The 17,279-nt window shown below is 38.1% G+C and carries 21 protein-coding genes; 5 read left to right on the top strand and 16 right to left on the bottom strand.

All coding sequences use genetic code 11. The annotated features are described in order from the left end of the window. A partial coding sequence (locus tag CBW18_RS21005; RefSeq protein WP_088303332.1) for a phosphoenolpyruvate carboxylase occupies positions 1 to 1,989 on the top strand: 1,989 nt, incomplete at its 5' end. 93 nt (positions 1,990 to 2,082) lie between these two features. Here CBW18_RS21005 and CBW18_RS21000 read toward each other — a convergent pair. The 5 genes from CBW18_RS21000 to CBW18_RS20980 form a co-directional block, all read right to left on the bottom strand. Next, positions 2,083 to 2,331 (bottom strand): hypothetical protein, encoded by a 249-nt coding sequence (locus CBW18_RS21000; protein ID WP_088303331.1) that lies wholly within the window; start codon positions 2,329 to 2,331, stop codon positions 2,083 to 2,085. Beyond that, positions 2,331 to 2,639, bottom strand: coding sequence for a co-chaperone YbbN (locus CBW18_RS20995; protein WP_088303330.1), 309 nt, complete (start codon positions 2,637 to 2,639; stop codon positions 2,331 to 2,333). Before CBW18_RS20995 ends, CBW18_RS21000 begins: the two co-directional genes overlap by 1 nt. Before the next feature lie 14 nt (positions 2,640 to 2,653). Next, positions 2,654 to 3,286: a peroxiredoxin gene (locus CBW18_RS20990; RefSeq protein WP_088303329.1), complete on the bottom strand. Its 633-nt coding sequence runs from the start codon at positions 3,284 to 3,286 to the stop codon at positions 2,654 to 2,656. Between the two features lie 157 nt (positions 3,287 to 3,443). Then, positions 3,444 to 5,828, bottom strand: coding sequence for a prolyl oligopeptidase family serine peptidase (locus CBW18_RS20985; protein ID WP_172406597.1), 2,385 nt, complete (start codon positions 5,826 to 5,828; stop codon positions 3,444 to 3,446). Positions 5,829 to 5,965: 137 nt separating this feature from the next. Beyond that, positions 5,966 to 7,150: a hypothetical protein gene (locus tag CBW18_RS20980; RefSeq protein ID WP_088303328.1), complete on the bottom strand. Its 1,185-nt coding sequence runs from the start codon at positions 7,148 to 7,150 to the stop codon at positions 5,966 to 5,968. A 113-nt stretch (positions 7,151 to 7,263) separates the two neighbouring features. Here CBW18_RS20980 and CBW18_RS20975 point away from each other — a divergent pair, with 113 nt between their 5' ends. Continuing rightward, positions 7,264 to 7,788, top strand: a complete 525-nt coding sequence (locus CBW18_RS20975; protein ID WP_088303327.1) for a YfiT family bacillithiol transferase — start codon at positions 7,264 to 7,266, stop codon at positions 7,786 to 7,788. Beyond that, positions 7,785 to 8,261, top strand: coding sequence for a DUF6265 family protein (locus CBW18_RS20970; RefSeq protein ID WP_088303326.1), 477 nt, complete (start codon positions 7,785 to 7,787; stop codon positions 8,259 to 8,261). The genes CBW18_RS20975 and CBW18_RS20970 overlap by 4 nt, the downstream gene beginning before the upstream one ends. Position 8,262: 1 nt before the next feature. Here the strand turns inward: CBW18_RS20970 and CBW18_RS20965 are convergent, their stop codons facing one another. The 8 genes from CBW18_RS20965 to CBW18_RS20930 form a co-directional block, all read right to left on the bottom strand. Next, a complete protein-coding gene (locus CBW18_RS20965) occupies positions 8,263 to 8,982 on the bottom strand; it encodes a heavy metal-associated domain-containing protein (protein ID WP_088303325.1) in 720 nt (239 codons plus the stop codon). A 182-nt stretch (positions 8,983 to 9,164) separates the two neighbouring features. Continuing rightward, entirely contained in the window at positions 9,165 to 9,989 is an 825-nt protein-coding gene (gene ygiD / locus CBW18_RS20960; RefSeq protein ID WP_088303324.1) for a 4,5-DOPA dioxygenase extradiol, read from the bottom strand. A 123-nt stretch (positions 9,990 to 10,112) separates the two neighbouring features. Next, on the bottom strand, positions 10,113 to 10,685 hold the full coding sequence (locus tag CBW18_RS20955; protein WP_088303323.1) for a YceI family protein: 573 nt from the start codon (positions 10,683 to 10,685) through the stop codon (positions 10,113 to 10,115). A 103-nt stretch (positions 10,686 to 10,788) separates the two neighbouring features. Next, positions 10,789 to 11,349 (bottom strand): AraC family transcriptional regulator, encoded by a 561-nt coding sequence (locus CBW18_RS20950; protein ID WP_172406596.1) that lies wholly within the window; start codon positions 11,347 to 11,349, stop codon positions 10,789 to 10,791. Next, positions 11,349 to 11,852, bottom strand: a complete 504-nt coding sequence (locus CBW18_RS20945; protein ID WP_088303321.1) for a DUF3347 domain-containing protein — start codon at positions 11,850 to 11,852, stop codon at positions 11,349 to 11,351. The genes CBW18_RS20950 and CBW18_RS20945 overlap by 1 nt, the downstream gene beginning before the upstream one ends. A gap of 78 nt (positions 11,853 to 11,930) precedes the next feature. Continuing rightward, on the bottom strand, positions 11,931 to 12,743 hold the full coding sequence (locus CBW18_RS20940) for a hypothetical protein (protein ID WP_088303320.1): 813 nt from the start codon (positions 12,741 to 12,743) through the stop codon (positions 11,931 to 11,933). Positions 12,744 to 12,745: 2 nt separating this feature from the next. Beyond that, positions 12,746 to 13,282 carry a heavy-metal-associated domain-containing protein gene (locus tag CBW18_RS20935; RefSeq protein ID WP_088303319.1) on the bottom strand — a complete coding sequence of 179 codons (537 nt, stop codon included), beginning with the start codon at positions 13,280 to 13,282 and terminating at the stop codon, positions 12,746 to 12,748. An 81-nt stretch (positions 13,283 to 13,363) separates the two neighbouring features. Next, positions 13,364 to 13,768: a hypothetical protein gene (locus CBW18_RS20930; RefSeq protein WP_088303318.1), complete on the bottom strand. Its 405-nt coding sequence runs from the start codon at positions 13,766 to 13,768 to the stop codon at positions 13,364 to 13,366. A 93-nt stretch (positions 13,769 to 13,861) separates the two neighbouring features. Here CBW18_RS20930 and CBW18_RS20925 point away from each other — a divergent pair, with 93 nt between their 5' ends. Beyond that, positions 13,862 to 14,584, top strand: coding sequence for a peptidylprolyl isomerase (locus tag CBW18_RS20925; RefSeq protein ID WP_088303317.1), 723 nt, complete (start codon positions 13,862 to 13,864; stop codon positions 14,582 to 14,584). Between the two features lie 393 nt (positions 14,585 to 14,977). Next, entirely contained in the window at positions 14,978 to 15,745 is a 768-nt protein-coding gene (locus CBW18_RS20915) for an exodeoxyribonuclease III (protein ID WP_088303315.1), read from the top strand. Positions 15,746 to 15,794: 49 nt separating this feature from the next. Here the strand turns inward: CBW18_RS20915 and CBW18_RS21525 are convergent, their stop codons facing one another. From CBW18_RS21525 to efp, 3 genes are all read right to left on the bottom strand, one after another. Continuing rightward, a complete protein-coding gene (locus tag CBW18_RS21525; protein WP_172406595.1) occupies positions 15,795 to 15,953 on the bottom strand; it encodes a hypothetical protein in 159 nt (52 codons plus the stop codon). Positions 15,954 to 15,964: 11 nt separating this feature from the next. Further along, entirely contained in the window at positions 15,965 to 16,525 is a 561-nt protein-coding gene (locus CBW18_RS20910; protein ID WP_088303314.1) for a 5-formyltetrahydrofolate cyclo-ligase, read from the bottom strand. Between the two features lie 84 nt (positions 16,526 to 16,609). Beyond that, positions 16,610 to 17,170: an elongation factor P gene (gene efp / locus CBW18_RS20905; RefSeq protein ID WP_029281673.1), complete on the bottom strand. Its 561-nt coding sequence runs from the start codon at positions 17,168 to 17,170 to the stop codon at positions 16,610 to 16,612. Between the last annotated feature and the right edge of the window lie 109 nt (positions 17,171 to 17,279).

Raw genomic sequence — 17,279 nt, 5'->3', positions numbered from 1 at the left:
CCTGTAGATGAGGCTTTAAATTTAGCCTGGTTTTTGGAAAATACCTTTTACTTTGCTGCGGCGAATATTCAGGCAGAGATTGACCAGAATCTGGATGAATATAACCTCGAAACCAAGAAAATTCTGGAGCTGGGTTTCTGGCCGGGAGGCGATCGTGACGGCAATCCAAATATCCATGTGGATACCACGTTGGAAGTTTCTAAAATGCTGCGTCAGATTCTTTTCCGTTGCTATTATCGTGATTTCAGGGTAATTAAACGGCGTATTACTTTTAGAGGCGTAGAAGAAAATATAGCCAATTTGCATGATGTGCTGTATAAAAATGCTTTTGACCATGCTTGTGAATCACATGATATCTCTGATGAGTTAAAAGAAAACCTGAATAAAATTAAAGATACATTGCTTTCCGAACATGAAGGCTTATTTGTTGATCTGGTAAACGATTTGATCAGAAAGATTGATCTCTACGGGAATTATTTTGCATCACTTGATATCCGCCAGGATAGCCGCGTGTTAAGAAGTGTACATGCTTACTGCCGGCAGAATAAACCCATTTCTTCATTATACCCTGAAAATTATGATCAGCTGTCTGAAGCTGAAAAATTAAAGCTGATTTCATTTAAGGAAGCTACGCCGGTTTATGCTACTGAAGGCGATGACCTGATTAAAGATACCATTCAGACTATAAAAGAAATCAAAGGTATCCAGCAAAGAAATGGCGAAAAAGCCTGCCACCGTTTTATCATCAGCAATTGCCAGCAGGCAAGTGATATCCTTCAACTCATGGAGCTTTTTCTTTGGAATGGCTGGAGTAAGGATGCCTTAACCATAGATTTCGTGCCGCTTTTTGAAACGGTAAATGATTTAAAGGTTGCCGCTGACGTGATGGATACTTTATATCGCAACCCTTTTTACAAGGCACATTTAGCAAGCAGGGGTAATAAACAAGATATTATGCTTGGCTATTCAGACAGTACAAAAGATGGAGGTTATTTAATGGCCAACTGGTCTATTTTCAACGGAAAAACTTCATTAACGGCCATTGCCAAAGAGCACAATATTCAACTGGCATTCTTTGATGGCCGTGGTGGTCCTCCGGCTCGCGGGGGCGGTAAAACACACCGTTTCTATGCTTCTATGGGTAAAGAAATTGCCAATAAAAACATGCAGCTAACTGTTCAGGGGCAAACCATCAGTTCACAGTACGGTTCAGTAGAAAGTGCTGAATTTAATATAGAGCAACTTATCAATGCCGGGATTTCATCTGGTCTGAAAGAGAAACACAATGTCCTTTTGGATCCGGAAAATAAGACTTTACTGGATGAAATGGCTGATGATGCCTATAAAGCTTTTGTTGATTTGCGTGAACATCCATTGTTCGTTAGCTATCTTGAAAAATTGTCGCCACTGAAATTATTATCCCAGGCGAACATCAGCAGCCGCCCGGTAAAACGAAATGGCGGGGGTGAAATGAAACTGGAAGATTTAAGGGCTATCAGCTTTGTTACGGCCTGGAGTATGTTGAAACAAAATGTCCCGGGATTCTATGGTATGGGAACAGCCTTAAGTAACCAGGAGAAAGCCGGAAACTGGAATAAGGTGATAAAAGCTTATGAAGATTCTGACTATTTAAAAACCATCGTTGATAATTGTATGATGAGTATGAGTAAGTCTGACTTTGCCATTACTGCCCATTTAGCCTCGGACGAGGAATTTGGTGCCTTCTGGACCCAATTGCATGATGAGTATGAGTTAACAAAGAGGATGCTTTTAAAGCTTTCCGGACAGGAGACCCTGATGGCCAATTATCCGGTTGATAAAAAATCAATCGCCACCCGTGAGCGGATCATTTTACCGCTGGTTTTAATCCAGCATTTCGCACTGGAAAAGCTGCAGCATGATCAAAATGCAAACGAACAGACTGCCTTGGAGAAACTGGCGGTAAGAACGGTATTTGGAATTGTAAATGCTGGCCGGAATCTGGCCTAAGCAGACCCAGAAAAACCATATAGGTTTACCATAAATAACAAACCCCGAGCAAATCATGTATTTGCTCGGGGTTTTTGTTGAAGTCAATTAATACTAGCGGTCAATTGAGCCCATCACTTTTTGGCCAAAGGCATTAAGGGCATCTTTTTCTGCTGCACCTTCGCTTACCATCTGATGCACTTCAAGCGCACCGCAAATGTTGGTAATCATTTCGCCGGCAACATCAACTTCATGTTCGCTGACGCCTCTGAATTCACAGAAAGCCTCTAAAACCGTTAAGGTTGTCTCCAGTTCAGCAGGAGTAGTATTTTGAAATAATTGTCTGATAACCGGAATCTTCATTATTTTATTTTGTTAAAAAGTTCAGTTAAACCTTCTGCTTTGTTCGTTTGCACCTGATCTACCAGCTTACCACCTTCAAAAGCTGCAAAAGTTGGTAAATTATCAACGTTTGCAAATTTGCGTGAATTTGGAAGTTTCTCGGCATCAACAATCAGGAAGGCAACGTCTTCATTTTCGGCAGCCAGTTTTTTAAACTTTGGTTTCATAATTCTGCAGTTGCCACACCATGATGCAGCATACTGAACCATAACCTTTGAATGATCGGCCAAATATTGTTGAAGATTATCTTCAGTTAATTCTAAAAACATGAGGTTTTATTTAATTAGTTAGCGGCTAAATATTCAGCAACGCCGGTTCTGTTTGCGTTCATGGCTTCTTTTCCTTCTTCCCAGTTTGCAGGACAAACTTCACCATGTTTCTGAACGTGGGTATAGGCGTCAATTAAACGTAAATATTCTTTTACGTTTCTGCCCAGCGGCATATCGTTAACACTTTCGTGGAAAACTTTACCAGTTTCATCAATTAAATAAGTTGCTCTGAAAGAAACATTTGAACCAGAGAAGGATTCATTTCCTTCTTCGTCATAGTTTACTTCCTGATCTAAAATGTCTAAAATACCAGATAATTGTCTGTGCGTATCAGCTAAAATCGGATAAGTAACACCTTCAATTCCGCCGTTATCTTTTGGTGTATTTAACCAGGCGAAGTGAACCTCATTCGTATCGCATGAAGCACCGATTACGATGGTATTTCTTTGTTCAAATTCAGGTAAAGCCGCTTGGAAAGCATGTAATTCTGTAGGGCAAACAAAAGTAAAATCTTTTGGGTACCAGAATAATAATACTTTTTTATTTTTATTTACAGCTTCTTCAAATACATTGATTTTCAAGTCATCACCCATGTCTGACATTGCATCAATACTAACACTCGGAAATTTTTTACCTACTATTGCCATAATATTTTGTCTTTAATTTTATGCCACAAAGGTACGGTGAAAACTCATCCAAATCAACCCATGTTTATGAATAGTTCATCGTATTTATTGATAGTGATATAGATGAAAACTATAATTATTTTATGATTTATAAGGTTTCGCTATGCAGCTTATAAACTTACTTTTTCAAAGTACGCTCATATAATTTAAATATGCGTTTATATTCATCCGTCCAGCTGCTGGGTTCAATAAAACCATGGTCTTCTACCGGATAAACTGCCAGTTCCCAGTTGTCTTTTCCAAGTTCTATGAAACGCTGCGTAATGCGAACAATATCCTGAAAGTGAACATTCACATCCACCATTCCGTGGGCCATTAATAAATTACCCTTCAGTTGACCGGCAAAATAAATGGGAGAGCTTTGTTTATAAGCAATAGGATCATTAAAAGGTTCATTTAAAATATTCGAAGTATAGCCATGATTGTAATGTGCCCAATCGGTAACCGAACGTAAAGCTGCACCGCTGGCAAACACATCAGCTTCTTTAAACATGGCCATTAAGGTGATAAAGCCACCATATGAGCCGCCATATAAACCAACATACTTGGGATTTACGCCATATTTTTCTACCAGGAACTTTACGCCGTCTACCTGATCGGTTAAGTCTTTTCCACCCATATGGCGGTAAATACCTGTGCGGTGATCGCGTCCATAACCCGAACTTCCGGTATAATCAATATCAATGACAGTATAACCCTGATCAGCCAATAGGTTATTAAACATAAACTCCCGGAAATACGTGCTCCAGCCAAAGTGAACATTTTGTAAATAACCAGCACCATGTACAAAAACCACTGCCGGATGATTAGGATGTGGATTCTCGGATTTATAAACCCGGGCATAAACATCAGTACCATAACGGTTTTTAAAACTAACCAGATCCGGCTCACGCCATTTATAAGAATTGAATTCTGCTGAAGTTGATGCTGTAATTTTCAGGGCTTTTGCGCCAGCCTGATTACGCTGAAGATAAAGTTCACCCGGTTTATTCATATACGAATAATTGATGGCCACATATTTTTCATCAGGTGAAAGGATAATTTCACTTAAGCCCTTCATGGTTGTGATTTGAACAGACTGACTGCCACTGGTACTGATTTTAAAGAAATTTGTGATGCCGGGATGTTCCTTGTTGGCTTTAAAGTAGAAGGTTTTTTTATCTTTAGAAAGCTGTACAGACTGCACTTCCCATTTGCCTGAAGTAAGCTGCTTTTTCTCCCCAGTTGAAACATTGACTACATAAAGGTGAGAATAACCTGTTGCTTCACTTTGGTAATAGAAGTGGTTGTTATCTACCCAACCTGTATTTCCCTGATAAAACCCGCTAATGCCCGGTCCACCAATCCAGGCTTCGTCTCGCTGGCGATCAATTAAAGAAAACTGACCCGTCGAAGGTTCTAATTTTAAAATCCAGCGGTCTTTATTATCCTGCGATGTGGCGATAACAATTCCCGAAGTTCCATTCTCATTCCATAAAGGACCAAAAAAGTTAACCGGGCGGTCTGCATTTTTCTTTTTTAAAGTATCCAGTTCTTTCGGGTAATCTTTTAAATAATCAGGCAAATCTTTTATCCCCGGAATGGTTGAGGTTTGAAAGGCATAAACCGAATCTCTTTGCCTGTCATAAATAAATCCCTGAGATAGATTTTCATTTTCCCCAACCTTTGTTCTTCCCGGAATATCTTCTGTGTATCCTGATGCAGTGACATAATTGGGAACAATGGTATTGTGGTTATTTTGTGCGGGAGTAGTGAGCTTATAAGTAATATAACGACCATCTGAACTGATCACCACTCCATTTAAAAATTTGTCTTCTGTATACAGTTCCTTCAGTGGTTTTATATCAGCAGATGTTACGCCAAAACGATTTCTGCTATTGCGATTGTTGTCCTTTGTTTCGGCATTTCGTTTCTTAATAATATCAAATAGTGCTGTTTGTTCAGTCTTTAGCCATTGATCCTGTTCCGTTGCCGGTTGTGTTTTTGTTTTTCCGGCTTTTTTACCTTTCACGAAATTGGTGAGCTGCTTGGTTTCTGCAGATTTTAAATCTACCTCAAAAAGGTTATCTCCCAATTGATAAACGACATTTCCATTAACCAGGAAAACGGGATTACTCTCACGTTCCAGGGTATTGGTTAATCGTGTTTCTTTATTGGATTTTAGGTTTTGAAGGTAAATATCTCCGCTTTTCTCTACCAGGCTAAGCGAGTGATTTTGGTTATAAACATAGTTTAAACTTAAGTGCTTTTCATCTTCCTTATTGGCAGCTTTAACAGGTTTAGGAGATGAGGTGGTTACTTTGTAAAGTTCTTCTTTAGCCTTATTTTCAGGATTCCAGTTAAAGTAAAGTGTTTTACTATCTGCTGTCCAGTGGAAATTAGTTGGCGAAATTCCCATCCATTTAGGGTCACGCATAATTTTTTCTACTGTTAATGGGGCAATTTGTTGTGCAAAAGTATATTCGCCCGTGCAGAGCAAAAGGAAAAGTAAATATTTCTTCATGAATTTGGGTTTGGATGCAATTTAGGCAAAGCACAAACTACTTTTAGAAGGAAATGGAAATGTTACAACCAAATTTAACTATCGGTTTAAGATATATTTAGCTTGCTGCGGCAAAAGGTCGTAAAATTAAAAAGTAACTATCTGATTACTCGCCCGGTTTTATCCACATTTACCTGGTCGAATGGCTTTAAATATTCATTAATAATTACCGAAAATTCTCTTCGCGTTAGTACCTTTTTCAAGTCATATTTAGACGAAAATTTATAGCTGTTGTTCCACTTTTTTTGTAACTCTGTTTTAGTGGCATCAACGGCTTTGTTGCCAACATATGACACCAATAACACGGTATTTTCCAGATTAACCGGCACATCCTTATGGTCATCGAACCAGATCTGAGCCTTATAATAATAATCTTTTATCGGCTGTTTAATTTCTTCATCAGTAACTTCCTTTTCCGGGTTAAAGAAAACCTTTTTATTTTTAATCTCCGCTTTTAAGATTCCGGTAATCCCAATTTTCTGGATCGCCAGCCAGTTCGAATCGGTGACTTTTACATCGGCAAAAGGGATCAATGGAAGTTTATAGGTTAAGAGTTCGCTTTGAATTGTTTTTAAGTTAGATAAGCTGGTTTTCGTTTTAAAGAAGGCCGCGTAGGTCGCGGTAGCTCCGGCTGCCTGGCCGATCTCTATACTGATGGGATCAATGTAAAGTAAGTTTTCCTGATCAGGAATTAACAAGTGATATAAAGATAGAAAGCTTAAAGTACCGGTAATCCCGGAAATGGTTGTGCGATATAAGTTTTCGGTATAATTTAAAGCACTCAGGTGCACTGGTTTTAAACCGGTAATATTTAAATTAGAAAGAAGCTGATCATTGTTGTCTGCAATAACAAGAACTTTAGCTTTTATACTTTTACCTTTACTAATTTTTGCTTCCCATCCACTACCAGAACGTTCAACAGCAATAATGGTCGTATCGTTTATAACTCTAAATAATTTGATGCTGTCTACCTTATTTTTAGCTGAATTTTTCTTTTTTGTTTGGGTTGATTTTTTTCCTAAATCCTTGATGTATGCAATTCTCTTTAGCTGTACATTTTCATAAATTTTATAAACTTCTGCTGATTTCGTCTCTTTAATTTTATCCAGACTAAAAGGATGGCTTTGCGTTAAAATGACCACGCTGGCGCCAGAGCGTGAAACCTGTAAACCTGAAGAATAGGCGGCATCAGCATTTCCCAGTATTAATACATCCGTTTTAATGGTTTGTGCGAAAACAAGTGTAGGAATCAAACATGCGAAAGCAAAAAATAACTTCTTCATCTGTGGATTTTAAATTCATTGCAATATGCTTTAAATCAATGAAATTTTAATAATCAAGTGTATTCATTTTGGTTCGACAATAAAGTTAGTCTTAAAAAACATATTTTAGTATTATGGATTTAGAAACACTAAAATATCCCATAGGACAATTCACAATGCCTGATCGTTTTGATGAAAAGCAGGCAGATATCTGGATAGCCGAAATCGAAGCACTTCCGGTTCAAATTAAACATAGCACAGCACATTTAAGTGAAGAAGAATTGAATCAAACCTATCGGCCTGGCGGCTGGACATTGAAACAGGTTATTCATCACCTTCCGGATAGCCATATGAATGCCTATATTCGTTTTAAGCAGGCTATTACCGAAGACATTCCGATAATCAGGCCGTATTATGAAGAACGCTGGGCAGAAACCGAAGAAGCAAAAAACGGTGATATTAAATTATCAATTGATCTGTTAACAGGTTTACATCAGCGCTGGGTTGCTTTTCTCAAAACACTGGAACTCGAAGATTATCAGCGCAAATATGTCCACCCGGCCCAGGGCATTGAACTCACTTTGGCCAATATGCTGGGCATGTATGCCTGGCATGGAAAACACCATCTGGCACACCTTACCAATACTATAACAAAATGAAAAGAATCTATTTATGCTCTTTGATTTTATATTTTGTTGGTTTTTACAGCAATGTTAAAGCGCAAAGAGATCCATCCAAAACCTTTTCTTTTGTGTTAGGCTCATGGGAAATGCAGACACCTAAAGAGAAAATAGTGGAACAGTGGAGTGAGAGTACCAATGCCATCCTGAAAGGCAAGAGTTATCGCGTTAATGCAAAAGGGGATAGTATACTTACTGAAACATTACAGATCAGAAAAATAGGAAAAAATGTTTTCTATTGTTCAACTGTTGCTAATCAGAATGAAGGGAAAGAAGTCTGTTTTAAGCTTATTTCCACAAAAGATCAGATCTATATTTTCGAAAATGCGGCACACGATTTTCCGCAAAGAATAGTTTACCAAAACCAGGGGAAAAATGAAATGCTCGCCTGGATTGAAGGCGAGCTTAATGGGAAAAGCCGAAAATCGGAATTTAGATATAAGCGGCAATAGCTTACATCAAAATTAACATGGCTGCGCTCATGGCAATCATCATCGCATCTTCAACAATGGTTACGGTACTCATGGGTAGATTAAAAACAGCACCTAAACAGGCACATTGAATTTTCTTTTTGTTTAAAACGCTTTCTAAAACCCCAAAAATACTGATGATCATGACAATCAGGGTGACCCAATTCACGATAACAGGCGATAGGTTTAATGCAAAGGATAAGCCTAAGCCTAATTCGATAAAGGCATAGATATAACCCCAGGCACTGAATTTTTTAGCCACGATATCGTACATGGCATAACTTTCGGCAAATGCTTTTAGGTTAAGGATTTTGAAAAAAGAGAAAGTCAGGAAAAATCCTGCCATGAAGATGCGCATAAAAACCATCGTATCTATTGTATTTTGTTGCCAGGAAGCGATTAGGGAGATTGCGGTAACGTATCCAAAAATCAATAAGATTGGTTTATAGGTTTGTGCCCAGGTTTTGGTGTCTGTAGCAGCTTCGACAGGAGATTGGCTGGTGATTTTATATTTGCTCTCTGGCCCTCCCAATGCCTGTTGCAGTGCGGCTAATCCGATGTGTTTTTCCATACTAATGGTTGCCGATTGCGTATCTTTAGAAACTTCAACGGCAGTTACATCAGGTAAAATTAAAAGGTTGCTTTTTACTTTATTTTCGCAACCACCGCAAGTCATGCCGGTGAGTTGATAGGTATGTGTCATTTTAAATTTTTATGTAAATCTACCTATCTGGAGGGCAATAACCGTTATAGAATAATCATAAAATGTTATAATATTTTAGGTAAGTAAAACCATTCTATTAATGGCATATTTTCCCTAAACCCTAAACCCTAAACCCTAAACCCTAAACCCTAAACCCTAAACCCTAAACCCTAAACCCCTCGTCACCCTACCAAAACTGAAGTCATCGTTAAAGAGCCACCAACCGCTTTGTCATTAAAGAAAGAGAGATCTTCCTTGTCGTTTTTTAAACCTAAAGTATAGATTAATGGTAGATAATGTTCTGGTGTTGGAATGGCCAGCATGGCATCAGTACCCAAGCTGCGGTAATTAATTAAAGGTTTGTGATCACCGTGTGCAATGAGATTTTTAAATTTGTCATTCATCTCATTGGCCCAATCATAACCGCCGCCATTAATCATGTCCCAGTTCAACATACGAAGGTTGTGTACCATATTGCCACTGCCGATAATCAAGACGCCTTTTTTGCGAAGGGAATATATTTCCTTCGCTATTTCGTAATGCTGCGCAGGAGATTTGGTATAATCAATACTCAACTGGAGCACTGGAATATTGGCATCAGGATACATGTGTCTGACGATTGTCCACGTGCCATGATCTAATCCCCAGTCGTGATCAAGCGCTACATGGGTAGAGTGAACCAATGTGGGGATTTCCAAAGCCAGGCCCGGATCTCCAGGTGCAGGATACTGCACATCAAATAAGGCCTGCGGGAAACCACCAAAATCATGTATGGTAGACGGAAAGTCCATCGCGGTAACAAAGGTTCCATGTGTATACCAATGTGCAGAAACCACCAGAACGGCTTTAGGAACAGGAATATTTTTCGCCAGATTAGTCCAGCTTTCACTATACTCGTTGTGCTCAATACCATTCATCGGTGACCCGTGACCAATAAATAGGGTAGGCATAAAGTCCGTTTGAGTTAAACCCTGTGTAAAATTCCTGAATTGAGATAATGCAGCCATAATATCATTTCTCCATGCTAAAAGAGCCTGTTGATGCACTTATGGCTACTCAACAGGCTCCTTTGCAGATTTTTATTTGAATATTTCGCCAGATAACAGATTGATAAATGACAACCTTGTCAATTATTTCGATTGAGCAAACTCTAAGTTTAACTTAATGGTAACATCTTTGGCCACACCTGCACCGGTAGGATCATATTTAATATGATAATCTAAGCGGTTAATGGTCGTTGTTGCACCAAAACCAGCTTTGGTATTTCCTTGTTGGTCTTTTGCTGTTCCGCCATATACTACGGCAAATTTTACATCTTTGGTTACATCACGAATGGTTAATTTACCACTTAACTCATAATTGTTGCCGCTTAACTTTTTGAAAGAAGTGCTCTCAAATTTCATTGTTGGAAATTTTTCTGCATTGAAGAAATCATCAGTTTTTAAATGACCATCGCGCATTTCAACACCGGTGGTAATGCTATTCACATCAACAGTAAAAGTAATTTTAGCATCCGTTAAGTCTGGTTTGGCAGCAGTAACCGTTCCATCAAATTTCTTGAATGAACCATCCACGAAAGAAATGCCCATGTGTTTAACAGAGAAGTTAACAAATGAATGCATCGGATCTATTTTCCAGCTGGTTTGTGCAAAAGATGCCACACTTATAGAAGTAGCTATCAGAAATAAGAATAATTTTTTCATAACTTTTGTTTTGTGATTTTTATTTAAGCAAAAGTACGCCTACTTTCAGTTTAAGGACTTGATGTATGTTAAGAAAAGGCAGGACATTCCATTTTACATCCTGTCAAACCTCATCCAGCGATTTCCGGTTAGCTAAAAGGAGATTTTTGTAGGTGGACGGTGTTAAACCGGTAACCTGTTTAAATTGACTTGAAAGATGCGCAACGCTGCTATAATTAAGCTGATAAGCGATTTCGCTTAAAGTAAGCTCTCGATAAGTAAGCATTTCTTTCGCTTTTTCAACTTTTTGTGCGATAAAATATTTCGCTATGGTTTGATTTTCAAGCTCAGAAAATAGCGCACTAAGTTGCGGGTATTCAAGGTGGATGCGTTCGCTCAAGAAGGATGATAAATTTATTTTTAAAGGCTCTTTGGTGTAGTGAACCAGGTTAATGATAACCGTTTTTATTTGCTCGGTAATTTGAGTTTTCTTATCCTTAAGTAACTCAAAACCCAACTGATTCAGTTTTTCAGCAATTTTCACTTTATCAGTGAAAGAAATATTTTCCACGAATGAAACTTGGCCTAATTCAACCGAAACAGGATTAAAGCCAAGCTTTTCGAGCTCAGCTTTAACCACCATTTTGCAGCGGTTGCATACCATGTTTTTGATATGCAGTTCCATTATTTTGATTTGATCGTTTCCGAAACGTCACCACAATCGAACATCATACTTCCATAATACGGATTTTCGATGCTTTCCTTTTCATTCAACCAACTTGCTTTTGCCATCGGGCAATGCTGGATGTAAACGGGACTATTATTAAATCTGATATTTCTGACCGTTTTAATCATGGCAGATGAAATGCCTTCGAAAGATTTTCTTTGCATTTTGATATCTTTACCTGCGGCAAGTTCAGTTGCTTTTGCCTTAATCATTTTTGCCTGCTCCATCCAAAGCGTGTGCTGCGTTGCTGGTAAATCTTTGTGTGGAATGGCATCGACTTTAGCCGATAATACCTTTACTTTCTCAGCAGCTACATCTTTCTTGTCAGTAGCTAAAGCATTTTTAACATCATAATATGCCGTTAATAACTGATTGAAAGCTGCGTCAGTTTTGCTTTGTGCAAATGTTAATTTCGTACCTGCAATGGCGATAATAGCCATCATGATCATTATTTTTTTCATCTTGTTTCATTTTGGGAAGTTCATATATTTTGCATCATTTAAGATAGGCATCAACATGCGCTTCGTTTTATTTTTAAATTATTTCAGGACATTAAAAAAATTAAATTCTGCCCTAACCAGATACATGTTTTTGGTGTACCTATCAGTCATGTTTCCGGCTGCCTGAAAGCGGTAGCCCAGATCTATCCTTGTGGTGCTATTTAAAATCACCTGAACTGCCGGAGCCAAATCCAGATAACTTTGGCCTGTACCCGGATCGGTTTTACCCAACATTTCAAAGTAGACATTGAAATTAGGCTCTTTATAGTTTTTATATACGAAAGGTAAAACTAAATAACCAGACGATAAACTGTAAGAAAGCATATTGTTAGGTCTTGGCATTTCTGATAGCTGTTTATCAATGTCTTTAAATGCATGAGCATAACCAAGTGTGGCTGATAGGGCGAGTTTATGAAGCAGTTGTGTAAAAACAAACCCACCCTGAACGCCGCTGTTATCCCCCTCCAGATTAATATCCCTGGTGTAAGTTGGTCTTTTACTGGTGCTGATTCTTGCGAAAGCCGCAGCCCTGAAATGACTTTGGGCTTCATCAATAGAAAGAAAGCGGTATTTCGCATATAAACTGCCTCCTTCTAGACGATATTTCCCGTCCATATCTGACAGGAAAGCCTGCGCATGTGCCATCAGGTTTTTGTTAAAACCAAACATTACTTCAGGAATCGACCGGCTTACAAAACCTGGATTATTGAACATCCCTTCATTGGTTAAACGAACGCCAAGGGATTTGGCAGGCATGTTGCTTGCAGGTTCAGTGAAAACGTACAACTCCTGACTAAAAGCAGCCTGGAAGGCGCCGGAAATAACCAGCACCATAATTATCAACCGCTTCATTTTTAAGAAAGAATGAGGTGGTAAACACGGGTTTTCTTGCCATTTATAACAGCTGTTCCGCTCGCATAGGCATCAGATGAAACCACTGGTGCTTGTTTTTTGAATGCCGGGCCAGAAATGAAATTTTTGTCTACAACAGATGCTTTTACCGTTCCGTTCAGGGTTTTACTCTTGGCATTAATGAAACGATATACATTTCCATCTACAATGGCCTGACCTTTATCATCAACTTTAACCTGGTTAAAGGCAAAGTCTGCAGTTAAGCCACCAATAGAAAAGCCGGCATCCTGTACCTTTTTACGAACCATATCCAGGTTGACATCGGCACCCTTTTTAAAGGTAAGTACAAAGATATTTTTGTTTAAATCTGGTTTAACCGCATGCACAAAACTTAAGGTTTCAAGCGACTTTTGCGTAGCATTGGAACACATGGAACAGGTTAAGCCAGTTACCTGTAAATCTGCAGTTGATATTTGTTGGGCCGAAACTTTAACGGCAAAAAGAAGCATAATAATGCTGAATAATTTAATCGTTTTCATGATTTTTTGAATTAGAATTTAAGAAAATGTCACATTGAACCTGTCGAAATGCTTAAAGCACCGACTGGTGAATGGATAATCCTAATTCCTGAAAATACAGTTGAAAACATGTATTGCAACCCCTGAGGAAATCGGAGGTGCTTTGTTTGTAATTTTGCTAAAAAAAGCAGGGGTAATGTTTGAAAGAAATTCTAAAACGGGTGGATGAAGAAACAGCTGGATAGAAAATAACTTAGGTATTTGTGTCTGCGCTTCAGTTTGATGACTATCCTTTACCTTAACTGTAACCTGTGTATTTTTGCAACAGCCATCATCCTTAATTTTTTCTGCTGGGATATCCTTGCAGAATTTACAGGAAATTTCATTGCTGAACAGTTTTACGTTCTCTAATTTACCACCGCAGAAATGTAAACTTAAAGCCAAACCCATAACACTAACCGCATAGAATACGGCTAAAGAAAGTGCTATTTTTTGTTTTAACTTCATTGATACAAAGGTATGGTAAAAAAAATTGAATAATAAACCCTATTATTTAATGAATTTCATTTTTTAGCTTAATTTAGCCTCAAACACCATTCAATGAAGAAACTTTTATTAATTATCTGCGTATTTTCAATGTTTTCTGCTTTTGCGGCTAAACCAAAAAATCAATATATCCGGATTAAAACGGAATTCGGGGAATGCATCGTTAAGCTTTATAATGAAACTCCTTTGCATCGTGATAATTTACTGAAGCTTGTAAAAAAGGGCTATTATAACGGAACCTTATTTCACCGGGTAATTAAAGGTTTTATGATCCAAGGCGGTGATCCTGATTCCAGAAATGCAAAGCCTGATTCTTTGTTAGGGGAGGGTGGACCAAAGTATACTATTCCTGCAGAATTTAGAGATAGTTTATTTCATAAAAAGGGCGTACTGGCTGCGGCCAGGGAAGGAGATATTGTTAATCCATCTAAGGCATCCAGCGGAAGCCAGTTCTATTTAGTGCAGGGGAAAGTTTTTACGGATGAGCAGTTAAATGCCTTAGAAGAAAAGCGCCTGAAATTCAAAATTCCTGAATGGCAAAGACAGGTTTATAAAACGGTTGGCGGTGTGCCACATCTGGATAGAAATTATACCGTTTATGGTGAAATTGTAATGGGTTTGGAGCTGGTTGATAAAATTGCTGCCATGGAAACAGATAAAAACGACCGGCCTAAACAGGATATAAAAATGGAGATTACAGTTTTGAAAAGAAGAGAGGCGAAAAAAATAGAGAAACAGGTGTTTCAAGCCATGCTGAAGGACAAAGTGATTATGTAATCAAGGGATCTTGTCTATTGTCGAAAAAGAAAAGGATTCTGGTCTCCTCTTGATGAACCAAATGATAAAAAGAGGTGTGTTTTGAAATTACTCCTTTTCTTACCTGGCTACTTATGGTATTGGCTCATAGATAAAGGCTAGAATGGCAATTAATTAATTCTTTTATAATTGGTTTGGATAAAGTTTTCAGCGTAATCGAATCTCCGGGTTTCTTCAATGAAAATTCCAATTTCCGGTCGTGTTTCATTATCCTTTCTCTGAAAAAGAAACAGTTAATGCCATTTCTCAGAAAGTCTTTTTTTAACTTCATCATAAGGAGTTAAAGCAAATCTCAATTGCTAAGCATTTACTCAATTAATTTATAAATTTACCCACGACAAATGAATCTAGTGAATGAAAATTATCTCCTATAACGTAAATGGTATTCGTGCGGCAAGTACGAAAAACTTTTTTGGATGGCTAAAAGCCACAAATGCAGATATGATTTGTTTACAGGAGGTAAAAGCATTGCCCGAACAAATTACAGAAATTATCGCCTTGATTGAGCAATTAGGGTATCATCATTATTGGTTTCCGGCACAAAAAAAGGGTTATAGTGGTGTAGCCATCCTCACTAAAATTAAACCAAACCATGTTGTTTTTGGTTGTGGAGAAGAATGGATTGACCAGGAAGGCAGAATTTTACGGGCAGATTTTGACGATTTTTCATTAATGAGTTTATATATGCCTTCGGGTTCGAGCGGAGATGAAAGGCAGGTTAAAAAGTATGCTTTCATGAGGTTTTTCGACAGTTATATTGAGCAACTTAGAAAAGAAATACCCCATCTCATTGTCAGTGGCGATTACAACATTTGCCACGCGGCGATTGATATTCATAACCCAAAATCGAATGCCAATTCTTCCGGATTCTTACCGGAGGAGCGCGAATGGATGCAGCTGTTTTTAGATAACGGTTTTATTGATGCTTTTCGCTATTTTAATAAAGATCCACATCATTATACCTGGTGGAGTTACAGGGCTGGCTCAAGAGGAAAGAATCTGGGTTGGCGAATTGATTATCACCTCGTAACCAAGCCGATGGAAAGTCGATTACGTAATGTAAGAATTTTACCAGACGCCATTCATTCTGATCATTGTCCGGTTTTGCTAGAAATAGAGTGAAAGGAGTAAGAAAAGGTTAATTGCGGAATTGTTAGTCGTTTGTGTAGACTTAAAGATGATCTGCTTCATACTTTTCGCCTGCTTTTAACATCAATTCAATTTGCTTTAAATCTTCTGTGGTAAGCTCTTCTTTTTCCTGTAATTCAAATACAGCAATCATATTATCTTCGTATTGTTTTTCAGTTTTGATTATGATTTCCTGTGGCATGCCGATTCAGTTTAAAATTTGATGGTTTCAGTTGGTGTAATGCAAAAATCTAAACGGATATCGTGCTCGTTCACATCATCAATTTTATCAATTGCAGGCAACAAAGATAAGCCTATTTTTTGAGCAATTATATTTTCGAGAAAGCGGTCATAAAAGCCTTTTCCATAACCTACGCGATAACCATATTGATCAAAAGCTAAAAGCGGAATTAAAACCAGATCTATTTTGCCATGATAAGCAGCTCCCTTTTGCGGTTCGAGGATATCATATAGGTTTTTCTGTAGATCATGTACCCCAATGTATTCATGGTTGGTCATTAAGGCCGTTTCAAAATCCGCTTTGGGAACAATGATTTTAATTTGCGGATGATTTTCTGCCAGCCATTGGATAAACAAGAAGGTGTCAGGTTCTTTCTTTTCCAGAATAGGGAGAAAGATATGAAGTGTTTTGATGTTGCTAAAGTTGAGGGCAATAAATTGATGATATAAACCTTTGCTTAGCGTTTCATATTCTTCATCGGTAATGGCTAATCTATCTTTTAAAGCTTTTTTTCTGATTTCGGCTTTTAGCATAATCACAAAGTTAAAGCATTACAGGTTCAAATAAAAAAGCCTCTGAAATATTTACTTCAGAGGCTTTCCGTTATTAATTAAATATTATTTTACACGTTCAACATACTCACCGGTACGGGTATCAATTTTAATTTTATCGCCCTGGTTAACGAACATCGGTACTTTAACTTCAACGCCATTTTCGAGTGTTGCCGCTTTTAACGCATTAGTAGAAGTATCACCTTTTACAGCTGGTTCTGAATAGGTAATTTCAAATTCTGCAAAATTTGGCAGCTGCCCCATAATTGCCTCATCGCTTTCCATTGAAACGATCACGCTCATGCCTTCTTTTAAGAACTTGATGGCCGAACCAAATAATGATTTTTCAACGTTATATTGTTCGTAGGTATTGTTATCCATCACCACCAAATAATCACCATCTTCATAAAGATATTGGTAATCGCTGGTTTCTACCCTGCAGATTTCTACAGCCTCATCTGTATTCATCCTTGCCTCTACAATTCTACCTGATTTAATGTTACGAAATTTACCCGTGTAAAAGGCGCCGCCTTTACCTGGTGTACGGTGATTCCATTCGTCAACAGTAACTAACTCGCCGTTTACACGCAGGATGTTACCGTTTTTAATTTCTGATGCTTTAGCCATATTGTATGATCCTTAATTGGATTTATTTTTGGTTTTTCGTGACGGCAAAGGTAAAATTATTTTGATAAAAACCTATAACGCTTTAAGGGATAAGCTTTATGGATATTAC

The organism is Pedobacter sp. AJM (assembly GCF_002197755.1).
GTDB lineage: Bacteria > Bacteroidota > Bacteroidia > Sphingobacteriales > Sphingobacteriaceae > Pedobacter.
Note: the sequence above shows the minus strand (reverse complement) of the source record. Positions and strands in the feature narration are given on the sequence as shown.